This is a genomic window from Actinomadura fibrosa (genome assembly GCF_900659615.1).
In the GTDB taxonomy this organism is placed as follows: Bacteria; Actinomycetota; Actinomycetes; order Streptosporangiales; family Streptosporangiaceae; genus Spirillospora; species Spirillospora fibrosa.
This window is the reverse complement of the sequence record NZ_CAACUY010000349.1, coordinates 1-7,556: the sequence shown is the minus strand read 5'-3', so window position 1 is coordinate 7,556 and position 7,556 is coordinate 1. Positions and strand designations below refer to the sequence as shown.

The following is a 7,556-nucleotide window of genomic DNA, read 5'->3' as shown; positions in this document are numbered from 1 at the left end:
CCGCCGTCACGGCGGGGGCGGTGTGGGCCGTGCTGACCGCCCGCTTCGCGTCGGCGCGGATCAGGCCGGGCCCCCGGACCGCCGGCGAGGTGGTGAGGATGGCGGTGACGAGCGCCGCGATCCCGCCCGCCGCCGTCCGGCATCGCCTGCGGGGGCTGGCCCTCCACCGGCGGGCGCGGGCCTGGGGCGGCCCGCGGGTCGTGCTGTTCGACCGGGACGACACCCTCATCCGGGACGTCCCCTACAACGGCGATCCGGCGCGGGTCGAGCCGATGCCGGGCGCCCGGCGCGCCCTCGACCGGCTCCGGGACCACGGCGTGCGGATCGGGGTCGTGTCGAACCAGTCGGGCGTGGCCAAGGGCCGCATCACGACCGGGGACGTGCGGCGCGTCAACGCGCGCGTCGAGGAGCTGCTCGGCCGCATCGACGTGTGGGAGTTCTGCCCGCACGACCACGCCGACGGGTGCGAGTGCCGCAAGCCGCGCCCCGGGATGATCCAGCGGGCGGCGCGGCGGCTCGGCGCGCTGCCGTCCGACTGCGCCGTCATCGGCGACATCGGCGGCGACATCGAGGCCGCGGCGGCGGCGGGCGCCCGCGGCATCCTCGTGCCGACCGGGCGGACCCGGCCGGTGGAGATCGCGCGGGCGGCGGAGACGGCGCCGACGCTGGAGGCCGCCGTCGACCTCGTCCTCGGCGGGAGGCGGTTCCGATGAGGGTGCTCGTGGCCCGCCAGGACAACATCGGCGACGTGCTGCTCGCCGGCCCCGCCGTGCGGGCGGTGGCCGCGCGCGCCGACGAGGTCGTGCTGCTGTGCGGCCCCCGCGGCCGGTCCGCCGCCGACCTGCTGCCCGGGGTGGACGCCGTGATCGAGTGGTGCGCGCCGTGGATCGACCCCGAGCCGCGGCCGGTGGACCGCGCCGGCGTGGAGCGGATCACCGGGGAGCTCGCCGGGTTCGACCGCGCGCTGATCCTCACCTCGTTCCACCAGTCCCCGCTGCCGCTCGCGCTGCTGCTGCGGCTCGCCGGGACGCCGTGGATCGGCGGGATCAGCGAGGACTACCCCGGCTCCCTGCTGGACCTGCGGCACCGCCCCGACGGGGACGTGCCCGAGCCGCTGCGGATGCTCGCGCTCGCCGAGGACGCGGGTTTCCCGGCCCCGGCCGACACGCGGCTGCGGGTCCGCGAGCCGCTGCCCGAGACCGACCACCTGACCGGCGGCCCCGGCTACGTCGTGGTGCACCCCGGGACGTCGGTGCCCGCCCGCGCCTGGCCGCCGGAGCGCTGCGCCCAAGCCGTGCGGGTGCTGGACGAGGCGGGGCACCGCGTCGTCGTCACCGGCCACGGCGACGAGAAGGAGCTGACCGCGGCGGTCGCGGGCGAGGCCGGCCTCGACCTCGGCGGCCGCACGTCGCTCCCCGAGCTGGCGTCGGTGCTGCGCGGGGCCCGCGCGATGGTCGCGGGCAACACCGGGCCCGCGCACCTCGCCGCCGCCGTCGGCACGCCCGTGGTGTCGCTGTTCGCGCCGACCGTCCCGGCCGCCCGCTGGGCGCCCTTCGGGGTGCCGCTGGCGCTGCTCGGCGACCAGAGCGCCCCGTGCAGGGACAGCCGGGCCCGGGAGTGCCCGGTCGAGGGGCACCCCTGCCTGTCCAAGGTCGGCGCGGACGAGGTCGCCGCCGCCGTCGAGGTCATCGCGTCCCTACCGGAGGTGTCCACCTGATGAGGGTCCTGCTCTGGCACGTGCACGGCTCGTGGGCGACGTCGTTCGTCCACGGCGAGCAGACCACGCTCGTGCCCGTCACACCCGACCGCGGCCCGGACGGCCGGGGGCGCGCCGAGACGTTCACCTGGCCCGACCGGGCGGTCGAGGTCCCGTACGACCGGCTGCGGGACGAGGACGTGGACGTCGTCGTCCTCCAGCGCCCGCACGAGCTCCGCCTGACGGAGGAGTGGCTCGGGCGGCGTCCCGGACGCGACGTCCCCGCCGTCTACGTCGAGCACGACACCCCGCGCCGGACGCCGTCCGACGCGAGCCTCCCCGAGGAGGTCGTCCCCGACAGCCGCCATTTCCTGCACGACCGCTCCGACATCCCCGTCGTCCACGTCACGCACTTCAACTCGCTGTTCTGGAACTGCGGCCGCGCCCCGACCACGGTCATCGAGCACGGCGTCGTGGACCCCGGCTACCGCTACACCGCGGACATGCCCCGCGCCGGGGTCGTCATCAACGACCCCCTGCGCCGCGGCCGCGTCGCGGGCACCGACCTCCTCGCGGAGCTGTCGGCCTCCGTCCCGCTGGACCTGTTCGGCATGAACGTCGCGGACGCCCCCGGGCGCCTCGGCATCGCGCCGGAGGCGCTGTGGACCTTCGAGGACCTCCCGCAGGCGCGGATGCACGGGGAGCTCGCCCGCCGCAGGGTCTACGTCCACCCCTACCGGTGGACCTCGCTCGGCCTCGCCCTCATCGAGGCCATGATGCTCGGCCTGCCCGTGGTGGCGCTCGCCACCACCGAGGCCGTCGAGGCGGTACCGCCGGAGGCCGGGGTGCTGTCGACCCGCGTCTCCGTGCTCGCGGACGCGGCCCGCGCCCTGGCCGCCGACCCGCCGCGCGCCCGGCAGATGGGGAAGGAGGCCCGGGCCCACGCCGTCGAGAGGTACGGCCTGGCCCGCTTCCTGCGCGACTGGCAGCGAACTCTCAGGGAGGCAACGCGATGAGGATAGCCATGATCTCCGAACACGCCAGCCCGCTGGCCGCCAAGGGCGGCCTCGGCGGAGCCGACGGCGGCGGGCAGAACGTGTTCGTCGCGGAGCTCGCCGCCGAGCTCGGCCGGCAGGGCCACTACGTCACCGTCTACACCCGGCGGGACGCCCCGGCACTGCCCGCGCGGGTCCGCCTCGCGCCCGGCGTGACCGTCGAGCACGTCCCGGCGGGACCGGCCGAGCAGATCCCCAAGGACGAGCTGCTTCCCTGGATGCACGATTTCGGACGCTATCTGGAGGAACGCTGGAGCACTGATCCACCGGACGTCGCCCACGCCCACTTCTGGATGAGCGGGCTCGCGGCGGTCCAGGCCGCCGACCCGCCCGGCGGGCCGCGCGTCCCGGTCGTGCAGACCTACCACGCGCTCGGCACGGTGAAGCGGCGCCACCAGGGCGACCGCGACACGAGCCCCGCCTCGCGGCCGCGGCTGGAGCGGGCCCTCGGCCGCAGCGCCGACGCGGTCATCGCGACGTGCGCGGACGAGACCGCCGAGCTGGTCGCGATGGGCGTCCCCCGGAGCCGCGTCTCCGTGGTCCCCTGCGGAGTGGACCTCGACCTGTTCACACCGGGCGAGCAGCCCGCGGAGGAAGCGGGCGGGCACCGCCTCCTCGTGCTGTCCCGGCTCGTCGAGCGCAAGGGCGTCGACACCGTCATCGAGGCGCTCGCCGCCCTGCCCGGCGTGACGCTCTCCGTGGCGGGCGGGCCGCCCCGCGCCGACCTCGACGGCGACGCCGAGGTCCGCAGGCTGCGCGGCGTCGCGCGGAGCGAGGGCGTCGCGGACCGCGTGGAGTTCCTCGGACGGTGCGGCCGCGACGAGGTCGCCCCGCTGCTGCGCTCGGCGAGCCTCCTCGTCACCCTCCCCTGGTACGAGCCGTTCGGCATGGTGCCGCTGGAGGCGATGGCCTGCGGGACCCCCGTCGTCGCCAGCGCCGTCGGCGGGCACCTCGACACCGTCGTGGACGGCGAGCCCGGCGAGCGGCGCCAGCAGCACCGCGGGCAGGACCAGCAGGACGAGCACCCCGCCGATCGCCTGCAACCGCGTGGCCGTGCCGTCGTCGCGCGTCAGCACCGCCGCCGTCGCGGTGAACGCGGGCACGGTCAGCCAGTGCCCCAGGCCGGACAGCGACAGTGCGAGCGAGAGCCGCCGGAACGGCCCGGTCGACGACGGCGACGACGGCGATGAGGCATCGTGCGGCGCTGCGGGGAAGGCGCCCGTTCTGGTCATGTCGGTCAGGGTATCGGCGCGGATGTCCTTAGGAGCCCGACTTCGCGGACGTTCGGCGGCGGGTCGCCGGCTTCTTCTTCCCGCCTCCCGCGGCCACCTTCTCACGGCGCTCCGCGAGCAGCTCCGCGGCGCGCTGGATGGTGATCGACTCGACCTCGTCGCCCTTGCGGAGGCTCGCGTTCGTCTCCCCGTCGGTCACGTACGGGCCGAACCGGCCCTCCTTGACCACGACCGGCTTGTCGCTCACCGGGTCCTTGCCGAGCTCCCGCAGCGGCGCCGCCGCCGCGGCCCGGCCCCGGCCCCGCTGCTTCGGCTGCGCGAACAGCTCCTTCGCCTGCTCCAGCGTCACCGTGAACAGCTCGTCCTCCGAGCCGAGCGAGCGGCTGTCGGTGCCCCGCTTGATGTACGGGCCGTACCGGCCGTTCTGCGCGGTCACCGGCTCGCCGTCCAGCTCGCCGAGCGTGCGCGGCAGCGACAGCAGCTTCAGCGCGTCGTCGAGCGTGACCGTGTCCAGCGACATCGACTTGAACAGCGAGCCCGTGCGCGGCTTCGGCGCGTCCGCCTTCTTCGCCCGCTTCTTCTTCTCGCCCTCCGCGGGCTGCTCCGGCTCCGGCAGCACCTCGGTCACGTACGGGCCGAACCGCCCCGACCGCGCGATGATCGTGTGCCCGGTCTCCGGATCGACGCCGAGCTCCCGGTCGCCGCTCGGCTGCGCGAACAGCTCCTCGGCCTTCTCCGCGGTCAGCTCGTCCGGCGCGATGTCCTCGGGGACGTTGACCCGCTCGCCGTCCCGGTCGAGGTACGGGCCGTACCGGCCGACGCGCACCATGATGTCGGTGCCCTTGACCGGGAACGAGCTGATCCCCTTGGCGTCGATGTCGCCGATGTCGCCGACCAGCTCCTTCAGGCCCTCCTCGCCGTTGTCGCCGAAGTAGAACCGCGTCAGCCAGCGGACCCGCTCGGCCTCGCCGCGGGCGATCTCGTCGAGACCGTCCTCCATGTGCGCGGTGAAGTCGTAGTCGACCAGGTTCCCGAAGTGCTGCTCCAGCAGGTTCACCACGGCGAACGCCAGGAACGACGGGACGAGCGCCGTGCCCTTCTTGAACACGTACCCGCGGTCGAGGATCGTCCCGATGATCGAGGCGTACGTCGACGGCCGCCCGATCTCCCGGTCCTCCAGCTCCTTGACCAGGCTCGCCTCGGTGTAGCGGGCCGGCGGCCGGGTCGAGTGGCCCTCCGCCTCGACGTCCTGTGCGGTCAGCGCGTCGCCCTCGTCCAGGTTCGGCAGCCGCCGCTCCTGGTCGTCCCGGTCGGTGGACGGGTCGTCCGCGCTCTCCACGTACGCCTTGAGGAACCCGTAGAACGTGATCGTCTTACCGGTCGCGCCGAACTCGGCCGTCTCGCCCTGCGTCGACTCGCCCGTCACCCGCACCGACACCGACTGGCCCGTCGCGTCCTTCATCTGCGACGCGATCGTCCGCTTCCAGATCAGCTCGTACAGCCGGAACTGCTCGCCGGACAGGCCCGTCTCCGCCGGGGTGCGGAACGTGTCGCCCGCGGGCCGGATCGCCTCGTGCGCCTCCTGCGCGTTCTTGACCTTGGACGCGTACACGCGCGGCTTGTCCGGCACGTACTCGCCGCCGAACAGGTTCGCGGCCTGCCGCCGCGCCGCCGTGATCGCCGTCTCCGACAGCGTGATCGAGTCGGTGCGCATGTAGGTGATGAAGCCGTTCTCGTACAGCTTCTGCGCCACCGACATCGTCGACTTCGCCGACAGCCCCAGCTTGCGGCTGGCCTCCTGCTGGAGCGTCGTCGTCCGGAACGGCGGATACGGCTTCCGCGTGTACGGCTTCCGCTCCACCGACTTGACCGTGTACGGACGGCCCCGCAGGCGCTCGGCGAGCGCGCGCGCCGCCGGCTCGTCCAGGTGGAGGGCGTCCCTGGTCTTCAGGGTGCCGTCCGAGGCGAAGTCACGCCCCTGCGCGACCCGCTTGCCGTCCACGGAGACGAGCCCGGCCTTGAAGACCGTCGGCTCCTCGTCCTTGCCGGTGTCGAACTGCGCCGCGATGTCCCAGTAGTGGGCCGGGACGAACGCGATCCGCTCCCGCTCCCGCTCCACGACCAGCCGCGTCGCCACCGACTGCACCCGGCCCGCCGACAGCTTCGGCATGACCTTCTTCCACAGGACGGGGCTGACCTCGTACCCGTAGAGCCGGTCCAGGATGCGGCGCGTCTCCTGCGCGTCCACCAGGCGCATGTTCAGCTGCCGCGGGTTGGCGGCCGCCCGCCGGATCGCGTCCTTGGTGATCTCGTTGAAGACCATCCGGTGCACCGGCACCTTCGGCTTCAGGACGTCCTGGAGGTGCCAGGCGATCGCCTCGCCCTCCCGGTCCTCGTCCGTCGCGAGGAACAGCTCGTCGGCTTCCGCGAGCAGCTTCTTCAGCTTGGCGACCTGCTGCCGCTTGTCGGTGTTCACCACGTACAGCGGCTCGAAGCCCTGCTCGACGTTCACGCCGAGCTTCGCCCAGGACTCGCCCTTGTACTTGGCGGGCACCTCCGAGGCGCTCCCGGGAAGGTCCCGGATATGGCCGATACTGGACTCCACGATGTAGCCGCGGCCCAGGTACCCCGCGATCGTCTTCGCCTTCGCGGGCGATTCGACGATCACCAGGCGGGTACCGGAACCCCCGTTCCGACCACTTCCCGCGGTGCCGTTCTTGGCTGGCACAGTCGCTCCAACCTCGCTGTCCTGGTCTTCTCGCTCAGCTCGTCTTACGCAGGCTTCCTACAACGTCACGTGGCGGCGCGTTCATGCCCGCGGACGCACCGCGACCGATGATCTCCGCGCCGCCGCCGGACCCGGGCGCAACTCTCACCACCGTCCGCGCCTCCGACAGGATGACATGCCGCCACCCCGCTCGCGGACCGGGTCGCCACCGTACGGTGCCCGGCTTCCGGCGGACCAGGTAATAATGGTCGCGATGGTGCAGTACACCTACCTCGTCCTGTCACTGCCGCGCGGCACCACCCGTGACACCGCCCGGCAGATCCTGACCGAGCACGCGGAGCACGGCGGCTGGGAGATCGATCGGTTGCGCCTGTACCCCGACGGTAGCCGCCGTATTCAACTCCGCCGCAAGGTCATCCGCCAGGTCCGCACGTTCTGACCCTTCCCATGGGCGCACGCCTGTCACGTCCTCGCCCGTCCGATCCCGTCCGGAGCGTAGCACCACGTACGAAACGGATGACGCGACGTAATCGAATTATCCCCTCCGGTCCATACTCCCCCACGCCGCCCACCGCACTCATCGGACGCACCCGGCCCAGGAAGGGCTTCGCCCGCCCCGGACCGCGCTTCCGGGACGGGCAAAGCGGCTCGCGGACCGCCGGCGCCGGACCGCGGACGCGGAGTCCGCGGCCCGGCGCGCGATCAGGTCATCGGCCGGACACGACCGCGTAGATCACTCCTGGGGTCAGGCGCGGCCGCCCAGGGCGCGGCGCGCCAGCGCCACGGCCCCGGCCGCCGCGGCGGCGACCGTCGCCATGCCGAGCGCCCACGCCGAACCGGCCCCG

6 protein-coding genes are annotated in these 7,556 nt (G+C 73.8%); 5 read left to right on the top strand and 1 reads right to left on the bottom strand.

Annotated features, from left to right (window positions below; translation table 11 throughout):
• The 4 genes from E1300_RS45690 to E1300_RS45675 all read left to right on the top strand — a co-directional run.
• On the top strand, positions 1-713 hold a 713-nt coding region (locus tag E1300_RS45690), incomplete at its 5' end, for a D-glycero-alpha-D-manno-heptose-1,7-bisphosphate 7-phosphatase (protein WP_131763519.1).
• Entirely contained in the window at positions 710-1,717 is a 1,008-nt protein-coding gene (locus E1300_RS45685) for a glycosyltransferase family 9 protein (RefSeq protein WP_131763518.1), read from the top strand. The genes E1300_RS45690 and E1300_RS45685, both read left to right, overlap by 4 nt.
• Complete coding sequence (locus E1300_RS45680; protein ID WP_131763517.1) at positions 1,717-2,712, top strand: glycosyltransferase; 996 nt, start codon at positions 1,717-1,719, stop codon at positions 2,710-2,712. The genes E1300_RS45685 and E1300_RS45680 overlap by 1 nt, the downstream gene beginning before the upstream one ends.
• Before the next feature lie 8 nt (positions 2,713-2,720).
• Positions 2,721-3,941 carry a glycosyltransferase gene (locus tag E1300_RS45675; protein ID WP_242619818.1) on the top strand — a complete coding sequence of 407 codons (1,221 nt, stop codon included), beginning with the start codon at positions 2,721-2,723 and terminating at the stop codon, positions 3,939-3,941.
• Positions 3,942-4,011: 70 nt separating this feature from the next.
• Here the strand turns inward: E1300_RS45675 and topA are convergent, their stop codons facing one another.
• A complete protein-coding gene (topA, locus tag E1300_RS45670; protein WP_165503297.1) occupies positions 4,012-6,711 on the bottom strand; it encodes a type I DNA topoisomerase in 2,700 nt (899 codons plus the stop codon).
• Between the two features lie 253 nt (positions 6,712-6,964).
• Here topA and E1300_RS45665 point away from each other — a divergent pair, with 253 nt between their 5' ends.
• Entirely contained in the window at positions 6,965-7,150 is a 186-nt protein-coding gene (locus E1300_RS45665) for a DUF5703 family protein (protein WP_131763514.1), read from the top strand.
• Positions 7,151-7,556 lie beyond the last annotated feature (406 nt).